This is a genomic window from Streptomyces sp. NPDC005393, assembly GCF_040606675.1.
Lineage (GTDB): Bacteria > Actinomycetota > Actinomycetes > Streptomycetales > Streptomycetaceae > Streptomyces.
Map to the genome: position 1 here is coordinate 17114 of NZ_JBEXFG010000052.1, position 19445 is coordinate 36558.

15 protein-coding genes, 1 tRNA gene and 1 pseudogene are annotated in these 19445 nt (G+C 73.0%); 10 read left to right on the top strand and 7 right to left on the bottom strand.

Annotated features, from left to right (window positions below; translation table 11 throughout):
* Window positions 1-64 precede the first annotated feature (64 nt).
* Window positions 65-1945, top strand: a complete 1881-nt coding sequence (locus ABZS71_RS30145) for an alkaline phosphatase family protein (RefSeq protein WP_356215125.1) — start codon at window positions 65-67, stop codon at window positions 1943-1945.
* Between the two features lie 199 nt (window positions 1946-2144).
* On the top strand, window positions 2145-3266 hold the full coding sequence (locus tag ABZS71_RS30150; RefSeq protein ID WP_356215127.1) for an LLM class flavin-dependent oxidoreductase: 1122 nt from the start codon (window positions 2145-2147) through the stop codon (window positions 3264-3266).
* A 33-nt stretch (window positions 3267-3299) separates the two neighbouring features.
* On the opposite strand, the gene ABZS71_RS30155 is transcribed toward ABZS71_RS30150, so the two are convergent.
* Complete coding sequence (locus ABZS71_RS30155; RefSeq protein ID WP_356215129.1) at window positions 3300-5267, bottom strand: EAL domain-containing protein; 1968 nt, start codon at window positions 5265-5267, stop codon at window positions 3300-3302.
* A gap of 312 nt (window positions 5268-5579) precedes the next feature.
* On the opposite strand from ABZS71_RS30155, the gene ABZS71_RS30160 reads away from it, so the two are divergent.
* Both ABZS71_RS30160 and ABZS71_RS30165 read left to right on the top strand, forming a co-directional pair.
* Entirely contained in the window at window positions 5580-6848 is a 1269-nt protein-coding gene (locus ABZS71_RS30160) for a M6 family metalloprotease domain-containing protein (protein WP_356215131.1), read from the top strand.
* Window positions 6849-6989: 141 nt separating this feature from the next.
* Entirely contained in the window at window positions 6990-7595 is a 606-nt protein-coding gene (locus ABZS71_RS30165; protein WP_355855935.1) for a response regulator transcription factor, read from the top strand.
* A gap of 24 nt (window positions 7596-7619) precedes the next feature.
* Here the strand turns inward: ABZS71_RS30165 and ABZS71_RS30170 are convergent, their stop codons facing one another.
* The 3 genes from ABZS71_RS30170 to ABZS71_RS30180 form a co-directional block, all read right to left on the bottom strand.
* Window positions 7620-8846, bottom strand: coding sequence for a histidine kinase (locus ABZS71_RS30170; RefSeq protein WP_356215133.1), 1227 nt, complete (start codon window positions 8844-8846; stop codon window positions 7620-7622).
* A gap of 137 nt (window positions 8847-8983) precedes the next feature.
* The gene (locus ABZS71_RS30175; RefSeq protein WP_356215135.1) at window positions 8984-11398 is read right to left on the bottom strand and encodes a TOMM precursor leader peptide-binding protein; all 2415 of its coding nucleotides are present in this window, start codon (window positions 11396-11398) and stop codon (window positions 8984-8986) included.
* Window positions 11399-11405: 7 nt separating this feature from the next.
* Window positions 11406-11543: a hypothetical protein gene (locus tag ABZS71_RS30180; protein ID WP_356215137.1), complete on the bottom strand. Its 138-nt coding sequence runs from the start codon at window positions 11541-11543 to the stop codon at window positions 11406-11408.
* 182 nt (window positions 11544-11725) lie between these two features.
* On the opposite strand from ABZS71_RS30180, the gene ABZS71_RS30185 reads away from it, so the two are divergent.
* The 6 genes and pseudogenes from ABZS71_RS30185 (at window position 11726) to ABZS71_RS30210 (ending at window position 18138) form a co-directional block, all read left to right on the top strand.
* On the top strand, window positions 11726-12550 hold the full coding sequence (locus ABZS71_RS30185; protein WP_355855923.1) for an AfsR/SARP family transcriptional regulator: 825 nt from the start codon (window positions 11726-11728) through the stop codon (window positions 12548-12550).
* Between the two features lie 286 nt (window positions 12551-12836).
* Window positions 12837-13403 (top strand): cyclase family protein, encoded by a 567-nt coding sequence (locus tag ABZS71_RS30190; protein ID WP_356215139.1) that lies wholly within the window; start codon window positions 12837-12839, stop codon window positions 13401-13403.
* Window positions 13404-13414: 11 nt separating this feature from the next.
* The gene (locus ABZS71_RS30195) at window positions 13415-14650 is read left to right on the top strand and encodes an FAD-dependent monooxygenase (protein ID WP_356215141.1); all 1236 of its coding nucleotides are present in this window, start codon (window positions 13415-13417) and stop codon (window positions 14648-14650) included.
* 102 nt (window positions 14651-14752) lie between these two features.
* Window positions 14753-15706, top strand: a pseudogene (locus ABZS71_RS30200) (helix-turn-helix domain-containing protein).
* 89 nt (window positions 15707-15795) lie between these two features.
* Window positions 15796-16563, top strand: coding sequence for an SDR family oxidoreductase (locus ABZS71_RS30205; RefSeq protein ID WP_355856006.1), 768 nt, complete (start codon window positions 15796-15798; stop codon window positions 16561-16563).
* Between the two features lie 324 nt (window positions 16564-16887).
* Window positions 16888-18138, top strand: coding sequence for a glycosyltransferase (locus tag ABZS71_RS30210; protein WP_356215143.1), 1251 nt, complete (start codon window positions 16888-16890; stop codon window positions 18136-18138).
* A 57-nt stretch (window positions 18139-18195) separates the two neighbouring features.
* Here ABZS71_RS30210 and ABZS71_RS30215 read toward each other — a convergent pair.
* From ABZS71_RS30215 to ABZS71_RS30225, 3 genes are all read right to left on the bottom strand, one after another.
* Window positions 18196-18269 (bottom strand) — tRNA-Lys (locus ABZS71_RS30215).
* A 56-nt stretch (window positions 18270-18325) separates the two neighbouring features.
* Window positions 18326-18907, bottom strand: coding sequence for a bifunctional DNA primase/polymerase (locus tag ABZS71_RS30220; RefSeq protein ID WP_356215145.1), 582 nt, complete (start codon window positions 18905-18907; stop codon window positions 18326-18328).
* 171 nt (window positions 18908-19078) lie between these two features.
* Window positions 19079-19444 (bottom strand): hypothetical protein, encoded by a 366-nt coding sequence (locus tag ABZS71_RS30225; protein WP_355855911.1) that lies wholly within the window; start codon window positions 19442-19444, stop codon window positions 19079-19081.
* Window position 19445 lies beyond the last annotated feature (1 nt).

Here is a 19445-nt window from a genome sequence, read left to right on the forward strand (position 1 = left end):
GAGTTCGGCCCGCGGCACAGGATCGGGCACAGGTGTGAAACGCGAAGCATGTGGAGGAAACGGCATGGGCGGAACAGCAGGATCCGCAAGGGGCCGGCGGCGGAGCCGGGTCACGCGCTGGGGCGCCCTGGCCGGTGCCGCGGCCCTGGCGACGGTGGGCGGGGTGGCGCCCGCATGGGCCGCCCCCGCGCACCAGGGGCCGGACACCGCGACCCCGGTGAAGCATGTGGTGGTGATCTTCGACGAGAACATCTCGTTCGACCACTACTTCGGCACCTACCCGAAGGCCGCGAACACCGACGGGACGAAGTTCACGCCGGCCAAGGACACCCCGAAGAACATCGACACCCTGGCGCACGCGGGTCTGCTGAAGAAGAACCCCAACCTCTACAAGCCGAAGCGGCTCCGCAGCGACCAGGCCATGACCTGCGACCAGAACCACTCCTACGGTCCCGAGCAGTACGCGGCCAATGGCGGCAAGGCCGATAAGTACGTCGAGAACACCGAGGTCAGCAAGTGCAGCGGGCTGTTCGGCGAGCCCGGTCTGGTGATGGACTACTACGACGGCAACACGGTCACCGGGCTGTGGAACTACGCCCAGCACTACGCGCTCAATGACCGGTCGTTCAGCTCCGCCTACGGTCCCTCCACCCCCGGCGCTCTGGAGCTGGTCTCCGGTCAGACCCATGGCGTGATCTCCACCGACCCCAAGTCCTCCACCGAGGACCCCAAGCAGACCGACAAGCCCGATCCGTACACGGTGGCCTCGCCCGACGCCAAGGGCGTCGGCACGGTGATCAACGACCCGGACCCGGCCTTCGACGACTGCTCCAACAAGGACCACACCAGCAACAACGCCCTCGCCCGGCTCAAGGGCGAGAACATCGGCGATCGGCTCAACGCCAAGGGTGTGTCCTGGGGCTGGTTCCAGGGCGGCTTCCGGCCCAGCACCCCCTGGGACGGTCAGCAGGGCTCCTACGCCAAGTGCTCCGGCACCACGCATCAGAACGTCGGCGGCGCGGCGTCCGTGGACTACAGCCCGCACCACGCGCCCTTCCAGTACTACAAGTCCACGGCCAATCCCCATCACCTCCCGCCGAAGAACGTCCGTGAGATCGGCCGGAACGGTCAGGCCAACCACAACTACGACCTCACCGACTTCCACTCCGCGCTCAAGACCGGTCATCTGCCGGCCGTCAGCTTTCTGAAGGCCGCCGAGTACCAGGACGGCCACGCGGGCTACTCCGACCCGATCGACGAGCAGCACTTCCTGGTCAAGCAGATCAACGCGATCCAGAAGTCGCCGCAGTGGAAGGACACGGCGATCGTCGTCGCGTACGACGACAGCGACGGCTGGTACGACCACGCCTACGCCAAGCCCACCAACGGGTCGAAGGACTCCACGGTCGGCTCGAACGGCAAGGCCACCGACAGCCCCGCCTGCCAGTCCGGCCCGAAGGCCAAGGGCGGCTACCAGGACCGCTGCGGCCCCGGCACCCGTCAGCCGCTGCTGGTGATCTCGCCGTACAGCAAGGCCAACAAGGTCGACCACACCCAGACCGAGCAGACGTCGGTCACCCGCTTCATCGAGGACAACTGGCACACCGGCCGGATCGGGGACTCCTCCTTCGACGCCCGGGCGAACACCCTGTCCGGCATGTTCGACTTCCGGCACCCGAACAACACCCAGGTGCTGCTGAAGCGGGACGGTTCGGTCGCCTCGGTGCACAAGGCCGGTCACTACACGACCTCGGCTCTGGCCGCCAACGCCCCGATCGTGAACGCGCTGACCACCCGGCGCCTCGCCGGGACCGGCAGCTCCGCCACTCTGCCGATGGGCTCCTCCGCCCTGCCTATCGGCCTCGCGGCCGGCGCGCTGGTGATCGGCGGCGCCTGCACGGCGCTGGTTCTCCACCGTCGCCGTACGGCGCGGACCGCCGGCTAGCCCCTGGCCGCACCGCTTGCGCCGGGTCCGCCCCCCTGCCGACAGGAGTGGGGGCGGACTTGGTCGCGTGCGCCCCGGGAAGAGGCGCGCGAGGAATAGAGCCGGGAATAAAGCGGAGCCATTCTCCGGTTCCTGTGCTCGGATGGCTGTGCCCGGACACCGCGCACAGCACAGCGACCGACCAGGGAGGCGGGTCACCGTGGCCGATGAGCAGGACCGGCGAGACGACCGGCGCGACACCATCCGGGCCAAGCCCAGCGGCAGCGCACCGGTGCCGCTGTCGGTGCTGGATCTGGCGACCGTCGGCAGCGGGCTGACCGCCGCCCAGGCGCTGCGGACCACCACCGAGCTGGCCAAGCTCGCCGAGCGCCGCGGCTTCCACCGCTTCTGGGTCGCCGAGCACCACTCCATGCCCGGTGTCGCCAGCTCCTCGCCGGCCGTGATCCTCGCCCATCTCGCCGCGCACACCGAGCGGATCCGGCTCGGCTCGGGCGGGGTGATGCTCCCCAACCACGCGCCGCTGGTCATCGCCGAGCAGTTCGGCACGCTGGAGGCGCTCGCCCCCGGCCGGGTGGACCTGGGCCTCGGCCGCGCGCCCGGGACCGACGGGGCCACGGCCGCCGCGCTGCGCCGCACCGACCGGCTGCGCGAGGGCGCGGACGACTTTCCGGAGCAGCTCGCCGAGCTGACCCGGTTCCTCGACGACGACTTCCCCGACGGCCACCGTTACGCCCGCATCCACGCGGTGCCGGGGCCGGTGCAGGGCACCGTGCCCGGCGGGGTGCAGTCCGCCGGCCGGCCCTCGGTCTGGCTGCTGGGGTCCAGCGGCTTCAGCGCCCGGCTCGCCGGGCTGCTCGGTCTGCCGTTCTCCTTCGCCCACCACTTCTCCGCGGCGAACACCGTCCCCGCGCTCGACCTATACCGCGAGAGCTTCCGGCCGTCGGCCGTGCTGGACCGGCCGTATGCCTCGATCGGCGTCTCGGCGTTGGCCTCCGAGGACGAGAAGGAGGCCTACCGCCAGGTGCTCACCGGCGCGCTGTCCATGGTCCGGCTGCGCACCGGCCGCCCCGGCCTCGTCCCGACCCCCGAGGAGACCGAGGCATATGAGTTCAGCGAGATCGAGCGCGACTTCGTCAACAGCTGGCTCGCGAATGTCGTCCACGGCACGCCGGACGAGGTCCGCGAGGGCCTCGATGGGCTGATCAAGCGGACCGGGGTGGACGAGATCAAGATCACGACCACCGCGCACGGCCGTGAGGCCCGGCTGCGCTCGTACGAGCTGATCGCGGACGCCTACGATCTGCCGACGGCAGAGGCGTAGCCGCGGAGCGACCGGGGCGGGCGGACCGGATTCCTATGTGGGCGCCGGGCAGGCGGCGATCATCGCCTGGATCCGGTCCGGCGGGACCGGGCGGGAGTAGAACCACCCCTGCCCCGTGTCGCAGCCGATCCGCCCCAGCCGCTCCGCCTGCTCCGCGCTCTCCACGCACTCCGCCGTCACCGTGAGACCCAGCCGGTGCGCGAGCTGCACCAGCGCCTCGACGATCGTCTCGTCGGCCGGATTCGGATGCTCCGCCGTCCGGAACCCCTGGACGAACGACCCGTCGAGCTTGAGCGTGGAGACCGGCAGCCGGCTCAGATAGGCGAGGTTGGAGTAGCCGGTCCCGAAGTCGTCGATGGCGATGGCCATCCCCATGTCGCTGAGCCGCTGGAGCGCCTGGAGCGGCCGGCCGGCCGAGCCCATCACCGCCGACTCGGTCAGCTCCAGCTGCAGCAGATGCGGCGGCAGCCCCGTCTCCGCGAGGATCGAGCCGACGTCCGCGACCAGATCGGAGTCCCACACCTGGCGGACCGCCACATTGACGCTGACGACGATCGGGTGCAGCGGATGCGCCAGCTGCCAGGCGCGGGCCTGGCGGCAGGCGGTCCGCAGCACCCACCGCCCGAGCGGCACGATCGCGCCGTTCTCCTCGGCCAGGGGGATGAACCGATTCGGCGACAACCGGCCGAACTGCGGATGGTCCCAGCGCACCAGGGCCTCCACGCCCCGTACGACCCCGTCGACCAGCCCCACCAGCGGCTGGTAGTCGAGGACGAACTCCTCCCGCTCGACCGCCGGCCGCAGCGTGCTGGACAGCGCCTGCCGGGTCATCCGATGGGCGTTGCGCTCAGGGTCGAAGAGGGTCCAGCGCGCCTTGCCGTCCTCCTTGGCCCAGTACAGCGTGGTGTCCGCGGCCTGCATCAGCCAGGTGGTGTGGGTGCCGGCCGCGGGCCGCTCCACCACGCCGATGCTCGCCGACACCGCCAGCCGCTGCCCGCCCACGTCGAACGGCGTCTGCAGCGCCGCCAGCACGGAGCGGGCGAGCTCGCACAGCTGCTCGGTGCCGGTGGAGTTCCGGACCAGCAGGGCGAACTCATCGCCGCCGAGCCGCGCCACCAGATGGCCGCCGGGCGCCGCGCATTCGGTGAGCCGCTGGGCGACCGCGCCGAGCAGCCGGTCGCCGACCCGGTGGCCGAGGGTGTCATTGACCGCCTTGAAACCGTCGAGATCGAGATAGCACAGCCCGATCCGGCCGGTGCCCTCGCGGTCGTAGGTGGCCGACTCCAGCGCCGTGGCCAGCCGCTCGAAGAAGAGATTGCGGTTGGGCAGCCGGGTCACCGGATCGTGCATCTGGAGGTGGCGCAGCCGGCCCTGGAGATCCCGCCGGTCGCTGATGTCCGCCATCGACAGCAGCACGCCGCGGCTGCCCGGGGCGGGCTCGACGGTGATCTCGGCCCAGAGCAGATGGCCGTCGGTGCGCTGGAGGCGCCGGGTGCAGCACAGCCGTTCGCGGCGGCCCCGCAGCACGTCCCGGTACTCGCTCCAGGTGCGCGGATCCTCGCGCAGATCGGCCAGATCCGCCGCGCTGCGGTCGGCCAGCAGGGCCGGATCGGTGCCGAGCAGGTCGCCGAGGGCGGGGTTGGCGTCGAGCACTCTTCCCTCGCGGTCGACGACGGCCATGGCCAGACGCGCGGCGTTGAAGGCGGCGCGATAGTCGCTCGGCGCGGCACCTCGGGGTGCGGCGGCCGGCGGTGCGGCGCCTTGGGACGCGGCGCCTTGGGACGCGGCGCCCGGGGGTGCGGCGCCCGGGGGCGCGTCGGGGGCGGGGGAAGGTGCGCCCGCGCCTCCCGAGAGGGGTGGAGCGCTGGGCATCGCATCACGCTCAGTGATCGTCGGCAGCGTCGCGCCGGGCGCGCGGCCCTGCCCGTCGGGGGTTCCGCTCACCGCTCGCTCCCGCGTGGCGTTTGTCTTGTCCAGGTCTGTCGTACACGTCTTGCGCATGTCTCACACCGGGTGCCGGGCAGGCCGTAAGTGCCCGCCTGAATAGGGAATCCCCGCTGGAAATGTGCCGATCATAAAGGCTCGCACCCCGGGCACTCCATCGACGTCATCGCGCTCACCGCCCCCTTGACAATGTGTTTGGTCGTATCTGTTCGACTCTGCGCGGGCCAACTGCCCCTCTGACCGATTGTGACCGTCTGTTACGTACCCGCATCGCGGCCGGTTCACTCGACCGGTCCAGCCGAACAGGGCGTACCGCGCCAATCCGGCCCAGGGTGGAGTGGGTGTTCCGACTACGCCCGGGAGGTCGACATGGTGCGTCCTCATGGACCCGAGGGGGTGCACCGCCCGCCCCGGCTGCGGCGTACCGGAGCCGTACTGACCTCGTTGAGCGCGATGATCGCGACGACCGTGGTGGCGGGCCCCGCGGTCGCGGCCGGCGCGGGCGGCCCCTGCGACCTGGAGCGCACCGGGGCGCACCACTCCGAGGGCCTGGACACCTGGAACTCCCGCTACCCCCGCCCGGCCCGCAGGCTCGACGCGGCCATGGTCTTCCTGTCCTTCCCGGATGCCAAGCCCAAGGTGACCCCCGCCCGGCTGGCCGCCGACCACACCCCCGCCACCGCCGACTTCTTCAAACGGGCCTCCTACGGGAAATTCGCGCTGCGCGTGCATCCGCAGGGGCGCTGGCTCATCATGCCCCGGCCGTCCACCGCCTACGCCATACAGCGCGACTGGAACTCCGGGCGGCGCGCCGCGTATCTGCGCGACGCCATCGCCGCCGCCGATCCGCATGTGGACTTCAGCCGCTATGACCTCGTCTATCTGGTCGCCGACCCCGATGCCCCGGGCGTCGACGCCGACGCGACCAAAGTGGTCAACTTCGAAAAGCCACTGCATGCCGACGGTATTGAGCTGCGCCGCCTGGTGACCGTTTTCGAACACCACCCGCCGGACCGCAATGTGCTGGCCCATGAGACCGGCCATGTATTCGATCTGCCCGACCTCTACCACCGGCCCAAGGACAGCGACAACAACGGCGACTGGGACACCTATGTCGGCGACTGGGACCTGATGGGCAGCCAGTTCGGAATGGCCCCCGACCCCTTCGGCTGGCACAAGTGGAAGCTCGGCTGGCTCAGCTCACGCCAGGTCGCCTGCGACCGCGCCACCGGCCCGCGCATGTACACCCTCGAACCCCTCGGCGCCCCCATGGCGTCGGGCGATGCCGCCGCCGACTCCCGCACCCGTCTGGTGGTCGTCCGCACCGGCCCCACGAGCGCGCTGGCCATCGAGGCGCGCGGCGCCTACGGCAACGACGCCGGGACCTGCACCCAGGGCGTGCTGGTCTACCGCGTACGCAACGACAAGGCCTCGGGCGACGGCCCCGTCCAGGTGCTGGACGGCCACCCCGCCACCTCCGCCTGCTGGAACGAGTCGGTCTACCCGGCGCTCGCCGACGCCCCGCTCGGCGTCGGGGACAGCCTGTCGGCCAAGGAGGAGGCCGTCCGCGTGACGGTCACCGGACGCGCGACCGGCGGCGGCTGGACCGTCCAGGTCACCCGCAGGGTGCCCTCGTGATCCATCGGCCGCGGCTGCCGGAGGGGGTGACGGGACGGATGTTCGACAGGGGAATTCCAGCGGGAAATCGTAGAACGGTCAAGAGGACTTGGGAATAATCGTATGCCGGGCGACAACGGGGTGGGAACAGCAGGGGGCGACATGATCAGGGTGCTCATCGCCGAAGACATGCACATGCTGCGCAAGGCACTGGTCGCCCTGCTGGAATTCGAACCGGATATCGATGTCGTGGCCGAGTTCTCCAGCGGAGCCGATATTCTGCCGCGCGCCCGGGAGCTCCGGCCGGATGTCGCGGTGCTCGATATCGACCTCCCGGGCGTGGACGGGCTGACGGCGGCCGCGGAGCTGCGTACCGCCGTCCCCGCATGCCGGACCATGATGCTCACCAGCCTCGGCCGCCCCGGCAATCTGCGCCGGGCCCTGGCGGCCCAGGTCTCCGGCTTTCTGCTGAAGGACAGCAGCCCGGACAAGCTGTGCGACGCGATCCGCGCGGTCGCGAAGGGCGAGCGGGTGATCGACCCGCAGCTCGCGCTGGCCACCCTGGACGACGGTCCGCAGCCGCTGACCCCGCGCGAGCTGGAGGTGCTGCGGCTGGCCTCGCAGGGCGAGGAGTCCGCACAGATCGCGGCCAGGCTGTTTCTGTCGGTCGGGACGGTGCGCAACTATCTGACGTCCACTGTGACCAAACTGAACGCCCGCAACCGGGTCGACGCCATCCGTATCGCCCGCGAGGCGGGCTGGCTCTGAGCTACGGCGGCCCGGGTCGCGCCGTCACGGCAGGACCGGGCCGTACTCCTCCTCGGCGCCGCGCTCCCGCCGGCCCGGCGGAGCGTCCCCGGACACCTCCAGCTCCGCCCGTAACTCGAACCAGCCGTCGGAGCGTACGCCCGCGCGCAGCCGCCCGCCCAGGCCCTCCAGCCGGACCTTGAGGTTGCCGATCCCGCTGCCGCCGTCCGAACTGTCGGCGCGCAGGATCGTGGACGGCTTGCCCACCCCGTCGTTGACGAGCGTCAGCCGCACCCGGTGCTCGGTCCGCCGCGCCTCGATCGCGCAGTGCTCGGCCTTGCTGTGGCGCAGCACATTGGTCAGCCCCTCGCGCAACACGCTCGCCAGCACGGTGTCCACCAGATCCGGCAGCTTTCCGCAGTCGATACGCGCCGTGGCGGTGATGCCCGCCGCGGCCAGCATCGATCTGGCCGTCTCCGCCTCCGCGAACAGCGACATCTTGCGGTAGCCGCTGGCCACGGCCCGGACATCGGCGAGCGCCTGACGGGAGGTCTGCAGAATCTCCGAGAGCTCCTGCTGGGCCCGGGAGTTCTGGCGCGGCACCAGCCGGTGCACCAGCTCACACTTGAGGGTGATGGTGGAGAGGCTGTAGCCGAGCAGGTCGTGCACATCCCGGGAGAAGCGCAGCCGCTCCTGGGCGACCGCCAGCCGGGCCAGTTCGGCGCGCGACCGGGAGACCTCGGCGACCAGCCCGGACAGCCGGGAGAGCCCGAAGACCACCAGCCCGGTCAGCGCCGTGGAGACAGTGGTGTACCCGACCTTGCCCCAGCCGTAGCCGACCTGGAACAGCAGCACATCGGTGCACAGCAGGATGGCGCCGAACGTCGGCCAGGCCAGCGCCGGGGCCAGCACCAGCAGCGAGGAGCCCGCCAGAAAGCCCGGCATGCCCAGCCAGGCCTGCTTGAAGACCGCGAACGGCAGGAAGGTCAGCACCGCCTGGAGCGCCAGCGTCCAGTGCCGGGCGCCGCCGAGGCGGGGCACGAGCCCCGGGAAGGAGTGCGTCAGCTGGAGCCCCAGCAGCGCGGTCATCGGCAGCAGCGCCAGCGTCAGCACCACCGGGTCCACGGCCTTGCCCGAGGGGTGTGCGTCGACCACGTACGTCACGGCCACGGAGAAGTAGCCCAGCAGCACGATCACCGTGATGACCACGGCCAGGCGCGGCGCCAGGGCGTCGTGATCGCGCGGCGGCTTGTTCCCGGCATCGTCGGGCAAGAGGCTCCCCTGCACTCGTCCTCCGGATGGTCGGGCCGGATTGGGTGGCTTGCCCGAGAGTATCCGATCTTTACCGGGGGTGGAGAGGCCGCGTAGAAGGCTGATGGGGTACGGAGGGTTACGAGAGATCACCGGGATCACAGGAAGAGAGGGGTCGGGTTGAGGTCCGCATAGGGCGTGGGGGCCGGCAGCCGGCCGAGCGCCACGGGCACGTCGAAGAGGCGGCCGGGGGCGAACCGGGCCCAGTGCGGGCGCAGTCCGGGCACCAGCACCTTGGCCACGGGCAGCCCGACATCCGGCCGGGTCTGGTCCAGCACCAGCAGCTCCATACCGCGCCGGCGGACCGACTCCCGTACGGCGGCCAGGGTGCCGTCGTCCCGGGAGCCGTCGTCCCGGGGGCCGGGTATCTCCCGGGGGCCGGCCGGGGCGCCCAGCGCCGGGGCGGCCGGATCCGGCGTCAGATAGGGTCGGCCGGCGGTGGTCGCGGTGCGGAACCAGCGCAGCGCCTCGGGGTCGGCCGCGCCGTAACCGCCGCCGTCGGCGCGGGCTTCGACGACCGTCGGCAGCATCTGGTTGAGCTCGGCGAAGGCGTGGCACAGCGCGGTGTGCCGGTCGAAGTGGGCGCCGAAGCCGAGCGTGATGTCCTGCGCGGGCTTGTCGGTACGGCGGGAGAGCGCGGCGACCACCGGAATGCCGAAGTCCGTGGTGAGGTCCAGGGCCCACACCTCGCGCCGCAAGCCCCGGTGGGCGCGGCGCAGTTCGGCCAGCCACGGATCGTCGAAGGCGTCGAGGTCGACGGCGGGCCTGCGGGTGCGGTTGTACCACCACAGGGCGACCGCGTCCCGCTCCACCAGCTCCAGGAAGCCGCGTACGACGGCGTCGGCCAGGGTGCCGCCCGCCGCCGCGCCGTTGGAGTCGGCCCGGCAGTAGCGGCGACCGGGGGCTTGCGGGGCGCCGTAGTACAGCAGCGCGGTGGGCAGCAGCCGGTGGCGCTCGGAGGTCAGCGACCACACCGGGGTCCAGTCGAGCTCCGCGCCCTCGTCGAACGGGTCGTGGATCCGGTGGCGCGCGGGGAGGGCCCGGTCCCGGAACTGGCGCGGATCGAGGAGCTGGACGGTGTCCGGATGCACCGCGTCCTCGGGGCCCAGATCGCGGTAGCGGGCGCGCTGACGCGGCTCGTCCCCCTGGAAATGGCCGCTGTAGTGCTCCAGGGCCTCGCACAGCGCGCTCGCCCGCGCCTGTTCGGCCGTCCGGCCCTTGCCGTGCGCGGCGGCCCGCAGCCCGGCGCGTACGGCGTCGAGGCCGTCGCGCCCGTCGAGGCAGCCGCGTCCGTCGCGCCCGTCGCGTCCGCCCAGGGGATCGGCCCCGGCGTACGAAGGGTGGCTGGCGTGGTAGCAGTTGAGGAAGGCGGGGCCGCGCGGATCGCGGCGGATCTCGGTGACCAGCCCGGTCACGGGGTCGACCAGATGCCCGTAGCGCTCCATGATCCCGTGCGGTGAGGTGTCGGCCGCGGCAGGCTCGCGCGGGGACGGCAGGGCCAGCGGCGCCCGTATCCGCGCCGCCACCAGCGCCGGATCGCCACATGCGGCGCACTGCGGGCGGCGCGCCAGCGGATGGCGCTCCACGATGGCGGTGAGGCTGTCCAGGGTGCACAGCGCCCGCTGGCCCGGATGGCGGTGTCCGGCCAGCCACTTGGCGGCCTCCAGGGCGGCCAGTTGGAGCGCGGCGGCGCGGCTCGCGGGCAGCGAGGCGGGCGGGCGCGGCACCGGGCCGGGGCGGCCGAGCCGGCGCTGGAGATACGCCTCGGCCTGCCGCCGCCGCCACAGCCGGTCGGCCAGACAGGACCAGCACGGGTCGTCGGGGGCGCCGAGGAAGGGGCCGAGCCACGCCTGGGTGCCGACCGGTTTGACGGGCAGCCAGCGGCGGCCCGCGGCGCGGTGCGCGCCATCGACGGCGGCGAGCCGTGGATCGAGGTAGTCGTCGCACACCACAAGAGTGAGTTCCATGGCGCCGTGTTGACGGGGGTCGATTTGACATATCGCGCGTCGGTACTCTCCGTCCCGGGGGCCCTGGGCCGCCGGGTGCCCGTCCGCCGCGTCCCCGTCCACGGTCCGCAGGCCCGCGGCGCGCAGCGCCCGCCCGACCTCCCGCGGGTCGGTGGAGCCGAGGGTCAGCGACGCCACGGAGGCGGCGGGAAGGGCCGTGGAGGCGGTGGCGTGGGCGGCGGCCGTGCCCAGCCCGGCCAGCTCCCAGTACGCCTCCTCGGGGCCGGGGACGCGGGTGCGCTCGCGCTCGCAGACCAGCCCCGCCGCGCGCAGCCGGGCGATCACCCGCTCGGCCTGGCCCGCGGGGACCGCGCTCGTCCGGCCCGCCGCGCGGCCGGCCTCGGTGAGGATGTGCGCGAGGTCCCGCGACCCGTCGAGCAGCGGGGCGAGCGCGGCGATGGCCCGTCCGTGCAGCGCGGTGACGCCGTGCTCGGAGACGAGATAGACGGCCTCGCCCGGCACCGGCTCGACCCGCAGATGTGGTGTGAAGCCCAGTTCGCCGGTCATGAGGAGGTCATTCGGCGCTGACGGTGCAGATGCAGATGCGGGGCGTGGGCATCGGCCGGGGGTCGTCGGTGAGGTCCTCGATGACCAGGTCGTCGTCCTCGGCCGGGGCGGCGTCGGGCTCTGTCGGGGCGGGCGTATCGGTCATCGCGGACTCTCTCATCGCCGGGGTGTGAATTTCTCATGCTGCGACTGCCCAGGACTCATACCGAGTTCGGTATTCCGGCACTGGCTGTACAGGCCCCCCACGAGCGAGGCTCTTAGATGCCTCGGTGGCAGGGCCGCGCGGCCAGGAGGCACTTGACGGACCGTTGACGGAGGTACAGGACCATGGACATCAAGGTGTTGGGGCCGCTGAGCGTCGAGGCGTGCGGTCAGTCGATCGTGCCCAGCGCGGGCAAGCCGCGGCAGATCCTTGCACTGCTTTCCGTCTACGCCAACCAGATGCTGCCGGTGCCCACTCTTATGGAGGAAATCTGGGGCACACAGATGCCGCGTAGCGCGCTGACCACGTTGCAGACCTACATCCTGCAGCTGCGCCGCAGACTGGCCGCTGCCTACGGCCCGCAGGCGCCGCACGCGTCGAAGGATGTGCTGGCCACCCGCTACGGCGGCTATGTGCTTGAGGCCCAGCCGGGCGCGGTGGACATCCATGAGTACGACAGGCTGTTGGCCGCCGGGCGGGACGCGCTCGACGCCGGGGACGATGTCCAGGCGTCCCTGCTGCTGCGCGAGGCGCTCGCCGTCTGGCGCGGCCCCGCGCTGGTGGATGTGAAGGTCGGCCCGGTTCTGGAGATCGAGCTGGCCCGGCTGGAGGAGAGCCGGCTCGGGGTGCTGGAGCGCCGTATCGAGGCCGATCTGCGGCTCGGGCGCCATGCCGAGCTGCTCACCGAGCTCACCGAGCTGACCGCCCGCCATCCCCTCCACGAGGGGCTGCACGCCCAGTGCATGGCCGCGCTCTACCGGGCGGGCCGCCCCTGGCAGGCGCTGGAGGTGTACCAGGGGCTGCGCGCCAGGCTGGTCGAGGACCTCGGGCTCGAGCCGTCGCCCCGGCTGCAGAAGTTGCAGCAGGCGGTGCTCGCCTCGGATCCGGCGCTCGATCTGGACCTGGAGGGGCATTGGCGGCGCCCGGTGCTCGACCTGTTCGCCGCGTAGTCCCGTAAGCCCTTCCGTACCCCCTCCCATCAGCTAGGAGTCCCGTAGTCCCGTAGTCCCGTAGTCCCGTAGTCCGAATCCCCCTATTCCCCTGACCCGACGTCCCCTCGTCCGGAGTCCCGCGTCAGCCGTCCCCGTCCGGCGAACCAACCCCCCGAAACGCCCGGCGCCGCCCTTCAGCCGGGCCCGCTACGGCTCCGCTGCCCGATCCCCCCGCGCGGGCAAGCGGAGCCGTAGTGCATCCAGGGCCTGTTCCTGCCATCCGCATACCAGCCCAGGGGGCGCAGTGCGCATCATCGATCTGTCCACACCGGTGGACCCCTCCGGCTGGTCGCCGGATCCCCGGAGCCGGCCGCGGTGGATCCCGCGCCCGGCCCATGTGCTCGACCTCCGTGGCGCGGACCCGCGGACCCGTACCGCAGGGATCGCGGACATCGACCGGGCGCTGGCCCGCCTCGGCTGCCGGCCGCGCCCGCTGGATGTGGTCCTGCTGCGCACCGGCGCCTCCGGCTGGGCCGGTACGCCCCGCTACTTCACCGATTTCACCGGGCTCGACGGACCGGCCACCGACCATCTGCTCGACCTCGGTGTGCGCGTCATCGGCACCGACGCCTTCAGCCTCGACGCGCCCTTCCGCGACATGATCCGCCGCTATCACGCCACGGGCGACCGCTCGGTGCTGTGGCCCGCGCACTTCGCGGGCCGCCGGCACGCCTACCGCCAGATCGAGCGGCTGGCCCGGCTGGACACCCTGCCGCCGACCGGATTCCGGGTCGCCTGCCGCCCCGCACGGACCGCGTGCGCGGGCGCCGGGGCGGGCGGGACCCGCATGGTGGCGCTGCTCGAAGAGTAGGGAGGTGCCCGGTGCGCGAGATCGACACCGATGTGTGCGTGGTCGGGGGCGGCCCGGCCGGTCTGGTGCTGGCGCTGCTGATGCTGCGCTCGGGGGCGCGGGTGACCGTGCTGGAGTGTGCCCGCGCGCATCAGCGCGAATTCCGCGGTGAGCTTCTCCAGCCCGGCGCGATGGCGCTGTTGGACGCGCTGGGTGTCCTCGCCGGCGCGCGGGCGCGCGGTGCCCATGAGCACGACCGGTACCGGGTCATCGACGGGGACCGGGTGCTGCTGGAGGCCGACTACCGGCTGCTTCCGGCCCCCTACGACCACATCTTGTCCCTTCCCCGCCCTCATGTGCTGGACGAACTCCTCGCCCGCTGCCGCCGGTCGCCCGGCTTCCGCTATCTGCCCGGGCGGCGGGCCGGCGATCTGGTGCGGCGGGACGGGCGAATCGCCGGGGTCACCGCCGACGGGCCGTACGGCCGCTGCACCGTGCGGGCCCGGGTCGTCGTGGGCGCTGACGGCCGCTTCTCGCGGATCCGGCGGCTGGCGGGCATCGGGGCGGGCCGCGCCGAGGCGCTCGCGCAGGACGTGCTGTGGTGCACGCTCAGCGTGCGCGGGGAGGAGTGGCCGCCGGTCCGCGAGGTGCGGGTGTTCCGCGCCGGGGGCAGCCCGGCGCTCGTGTACGGCTCCTGGCCCGACCGCGTCCAGATCGGCTGGACGCTGCCGCACCGGGGCTACCGGGACATCGCCGCGCTCGGCCTGGACCATGTCAAGGAGCGGCTGGTGCGCGTCGTGCCGCAGTACGCCGCGCTGATCCGCGAGCAGATCCGCTCGCCCTGCGACTTCAGCCTGCTGGATGTCTTCTCGGCGCGCGCCGAGCGCTGGGTCGACGACGGTCTGGTGCTGATCGGCGACGCCGCCCACACCCATAGCCCGATCGGCGCCCAGGGCATCAATCTCGCCGTGCAGGACGCCGTCGTCCTGCATCCGGTGCTGACCCGCGCGCTCGCCGAGGACGACACCGGCGCCGCCCGGCTCGCGGCCTTCGAACGGCGGCGGGGGCCCGATATCGCGGCCGTCATGCGGATGCAGACCCTGCAGAGCCGCGCGATGCTCTCCCACGGCGCGTTCGCCACCCGGGTGCGCCCCCATCTCGCGCGGGCGCTGCGCCATACGCCGCTCTACCGCAAGGTGCTCCAGCGGATGGCATACGGGAATCCGTCGATCCGCATCACCGACGACCTGGCGTACGGACGGCTGTGACGCGCGGGGTGACCATCGGCGCGATGGCGGGAAGGGTGTGCCCCACCGCGATCTCGCCAGGGATGCCGTGGCGCGGCATGCGCCACGGCCTACGTTGTGGCCATGCACACCGTTGCCGTTCTGGCCCTGGACCAGGTGATCGCCTTCGATCTGGCCACCCCGATCGAGGTGTTCTCGCGCACCCGGCTGCCGGAGGGCCGGGCCCCCTACCGGGTCCGGGTCTGCGCCCCCGCCGGCACGGTCGACGCCGGGGTCTTCGCCCTCCAGGCGCCGTACGGGCTGGAGGCCCTCGCCGACGCGGACACCATCGTCCTGCCCGGCCGCGCCGATCCGCTCGCCCCGCCTCCCGGACGAGGTGATCGACGCGCTGCGGCGCGCGGCCGCGAGCGGCACCCGGATCGCCTCGATCTGCGCCGGGGCCTTCGTCTTCGCCGCCACCGGGCTGCTCGACGGACACCGCGCCACCACACACTGGCTCGCCGGTGCGCTGCTGGCCGAGCGCCACCCCGAGGTGGACGTCGATCCGGATGTGCTCTATGTCGACAACGGCCAGTTCCTCACCTCGGCGGGCGCGGCGGCCGCTCTCGATCTGTGTCTGCACATGATCCGGCGCGACCATGGCTCCGCCGTGGCCGCCGACGCGGCGCGGTTGTCCGTGATGCCGCTGGAACGCGAGGGCGGGCAGGCCCAGTTGTTCATCGTTCACGACCAGCCCCCGTACCGCAGGGCTCGTTGCTCCAACCCGTGCTGCGGCGGATGGAGGACAACGCCGGACGCGATCTCACCCTGGGCGAGATCGCCGCCCACGTCGGCATGAGCACCCGGACCCTCAACCGCCGCTTCCGGGAGCACACCGGGACCACCCCGCTGCAGCGGCTGCACCGCGCCCGGATCCGCCAGGCGCAATATCTGCCGGAGGCCACCAGCCATCCGGTCGAGCGGATCGCCACCCAGGTCGGATTCGGCTCGCCCACCGCCTTCCGCGATCGCTTCAAGCGGGTCGTCGGCACCAGCCCGCACACCTACCGCGCCGCATTCCAGCGCACCATGGCCTGAATCCGCCACCCCTCGGGCGCGGGTCGAGGCGGACTCGAGTCACGGCGGCGACCATGGCGTTCTCAGTGGAACGACCGCGAGGAGCGCCGATGATGGACCTCGGCCTGGAGGGGCGTACGGTCCTGGTCACCGGCGCCACCGGGGCCATCGGCCGGGCCGCCGCCCGCGCCTTCGCGGAGCAGGGCGCGCGGGTGGCGCTCGCCTTCCGGCACCGTCGCGAGGTCGCCGAGGAGCTGGCCGCCGAGCTGGCCGGTCCCGACGGCGGCCGGGCCTTCGCCGTGCCGTACGCACTGGAGGACACGGCGTCGCCGCGCTGGGTCGTGGCCGCCGTCGAGGAGCGCTGGGGCGGGCTCGACGTGCTGGTGGCGAACGCATGGCGGTGGGGCGTGCGCCGGGGCCCGCACGCCCGCTTCGAGGACGTCCGGGAGGAGGACTGGCTCCCGGTCGTCGCGGACAATCTGACGCCCGCGATCCGCACCGTCCAGTGCGCCGTCGCCGGAATGCGCAAGCGCGGCTGGGGCCGGATCGCGCTCGTCTCCTCGCACCACGCGCTGGACGGCGACCGCGGCCAGGAGTTCCACGGCGCGGCCAAGGCCGGGCTGCACGGTCTGGTCCGCAGCCTGAGGTGGGACGTCGGCGCCGACGGGGTGTTGGTCAACGTCGTATGCCCTGGGCTCACGGCGGGCGAGCGAGCCGGCCTGGCCCCACCGGGCCCGGCCCGCGAGCGCGAGCTGTCCGCCACCCCCACCGGCCGGCTGAGCACCCCCGAGGACATCGCCCGCACTCTGCTCTTCCTGTGCTCGTCGGCCAACGGCAACATCACCGGCGAGACGGTGACGGTGGCGGGCGGCCGCTGACGATTCGCGTGGCGGGTCGGCCGGGTCGGGGCGCGGGCTGGTGGGGTCGGCCGGCCGCGGGTGGTGGGTTGCCGGTTCGCGGTCGCCGGTGGGGGGCGGCAGCGGGCGGCCGATGGACGGCGACCGGCCGCGGTCGCGGGTGCGGGCGGCCGGTGGACGGCGACCGGCGCGGCGGGAGTACGCGGGTGGGCCGCTCGCTGCGGCCGTCGGGGGCCGTTGCCGGTGTTCGGGCGGGCGGCCGGGGTGCTGTGGCCGTTGGCTCGTCGTCCTGTCCGTCGGCCGGGCCCGAACGGTCCGGCCTCGCTCGACCCTCCGGAGGAGACCGTGCGCGTCCTGTTCACGACCTGGGCCTCGGGGGTCCATCTCGTCCCCATGGTGCCGCTCGCGCGGGCTCTTCTCGCGGTGGGGCACCAGGTGCGGGTCGCGGTGCCGTCCGGGTGTGCGGCGGCCGTGGCCCGCTTCGGTCTGGTCCCGGTTCCGGTCGGCACGCTGCCCACGTCGGCGGTCGGCGCGGCGGGCCGCGGGCGACGGCCGCGCGAGGTCTGGCCCGCGGACTGGCCGATGCGGCCGGGCGCGCTCAGCCCGGAGCAGCACGGCGTGCTGCGGGCGATCGGCGATCAGCAGGTGCGGATCGCCGAGGCGATGACCCAGGGGCTGGTGGCCTTCGCCCGCTGCTGGCAGCCGGATCTGGTGGTGCACGACGCGAGCGCGTACGCGGGCACGGTGGCCGCGGCGGCGCTCGGGGTGCCGGCGGTCGGCCAGCTGTGGGGGAGCGCGGCCGTATTACGGCTGGACCGGCAGCGTCTTGAGGGCCCGCCGCTGCCCGGCTACGCCCGCCTGATGCGGCGTTACGGAGCGGACCCGGCCCGCGAACCGGACCTCTGGCTGGACCCCTGCCCGCCGAGCCTGGCGCTGCCCTCGCGGGCGCGGCGGCTCCCGGTGCGCTTCGTGCCGTACGACACGCCGCACGCCACACCGTACGAGCCGTATGAGACACCACGCCCCGAGCCGCGCGCCGCGGCGTCGAACGGTCGGCGGCCTCCCGGCCCCTCGCGGTCCGCGCCCGCGCGCATCTGCGTCGCCTGGGACGACCCGACCGGCCCGCCGGACGCCGTGCGGGCGGCCCTGCGCGCGGCCGAGGCGCGGGGCGTCCAGGTCGTCCGCGTCGGGAGTGCCGCCGGGCGGCGGGCGCCTGCCGGGCCGCTGCACCGGGTGCTGCCGGGCTGCCGGGCTGTGGTGCACCAGGGCGGCGGCCCCGCCGTGCTGACCGCCGCCGTCGCCGGGGTGCCGCAGCTGATCGTCGCGCCCCGTCTCGAACAGCAGCTCAACGGGGCGCGGCTGGCCCGGGTGGGCGCCGGGGTGTATCTGCCCGCCGATGTCCTCGACGGATCGCCGCGCGGCGCGGGCGCCCGGCTGGCCCGGGACCTCTTCGCGCTGCTGGAACAGCCCTCGTACGGCACCGCGGCGCGCACCCTGCGCCGGGAGGTGCTCACGATGCCCGGCCCGCGGGAGGCGGTCACGGCGGTGGCCCGGCTGGCGGACCCGGCCGCCGGATCGCGGCGCGAGGGGGAGTGACGATCACCCTCGCATGCGAAAGACCCCTCACCGAGGTGAGGGGCCTTTCGCTGTCTGTGCGCCGCCAGGGACTCGAACCCCGGACCCGCTGATTAAGAGTCAGCTGCTCTAACCAACTGAGCTAGCGGCGCCTGCCGACGTAGAAGACCTTAGCACCCGGATCCGGCGGAGTGAAAATCCATATCCCTCAGCCCGGAAAGACGGCGGGTACGCTGGTCACAGCCGTGGCGCCATGATCGGAACCGACCGTGCGGGCCGCCCTCACACACGCCCACAGCAGCACCTCGGGACCGGGCAGCCAGGGGCTGCGGACATCGGGGGCGACCAGCCAGCGCGGGCGCGGCGCCGAGGCGGGCTCCGCCGGGGCGGGATCGAGCGGAAACAGCGGCGGGACGGTCACCGCGTCCCCCCACCCGTAGCAGAGCAGCGGGGGAGCGGCGGCGCCCCACTCCTCCCAGCCGAGCAGCGCGGGCAGCCGCTGGGCGGTCCCCGGCGTGGCGAACAGCATGACCCGGCCGCCCTGCGCGGCCACCGGTCCGGAGCCGGGGCCGTCGGTCCATAACCGGCTGACGACCCGGCGGCCGAAGAGCGCGTCCATGCTGACCACGTCGAACGCCGTGCCGCACGGCAGTGCCACGGCGGCGGCCGGGTGCTGGGCCCACAGCGCCTGCACACCGCGAGGGGAGGGGCTGGCCGAGGCGAGCCAGTCCGCGCCGGCCGGGGTGACGTACGCGGCGGTGTGATGTGAGTCCCGAGGCAATCTGCTCATGTTTCCACCCTTACGGCCGACAGGGAGGGCGTAGGCGGATGAGACAAAACCGGGACATGGCGGGGCGGCAGGGGGTATCTTCCACCTGCATATGCCCCGGGCTCATGATCGCGACGGTGCACCACCAGCTCATCAGCCTCTCTCGTACCGTGTCCGTATCGCATCCGCCCATCAGTCCGGCAGCTCGCCGCTCCGCATCAGCTCGCGGCCGAACTCGACCATCTTCGTGGCGTAGTCCTCCGTCCACTCCGCCCGCTCGGCGATCACGGCCGTGGTGAGCCGGTCGAACCGCCTCGGGTCGGCGAGCTGCGCGGCCGCCATCGCCTGGAACTCCATGGCACGGTCGGTCGCCGCGCGGAAGGCCAGCGCCAGCTCGGTGGAGCGGGTGAGCAGCTCACGCGGGTCCTCGATCGACTCCAGGTCGAAGAAGTGCGCCTCGTCCGTGACGGCGGCGGCCGGTTCGAAGAGCAGTGCGGCGGGTCTACGCCGCCGGGGCGCGGCGCCGTGCGGGCCGTGAGCCGGATCCGGCTCGGGCATG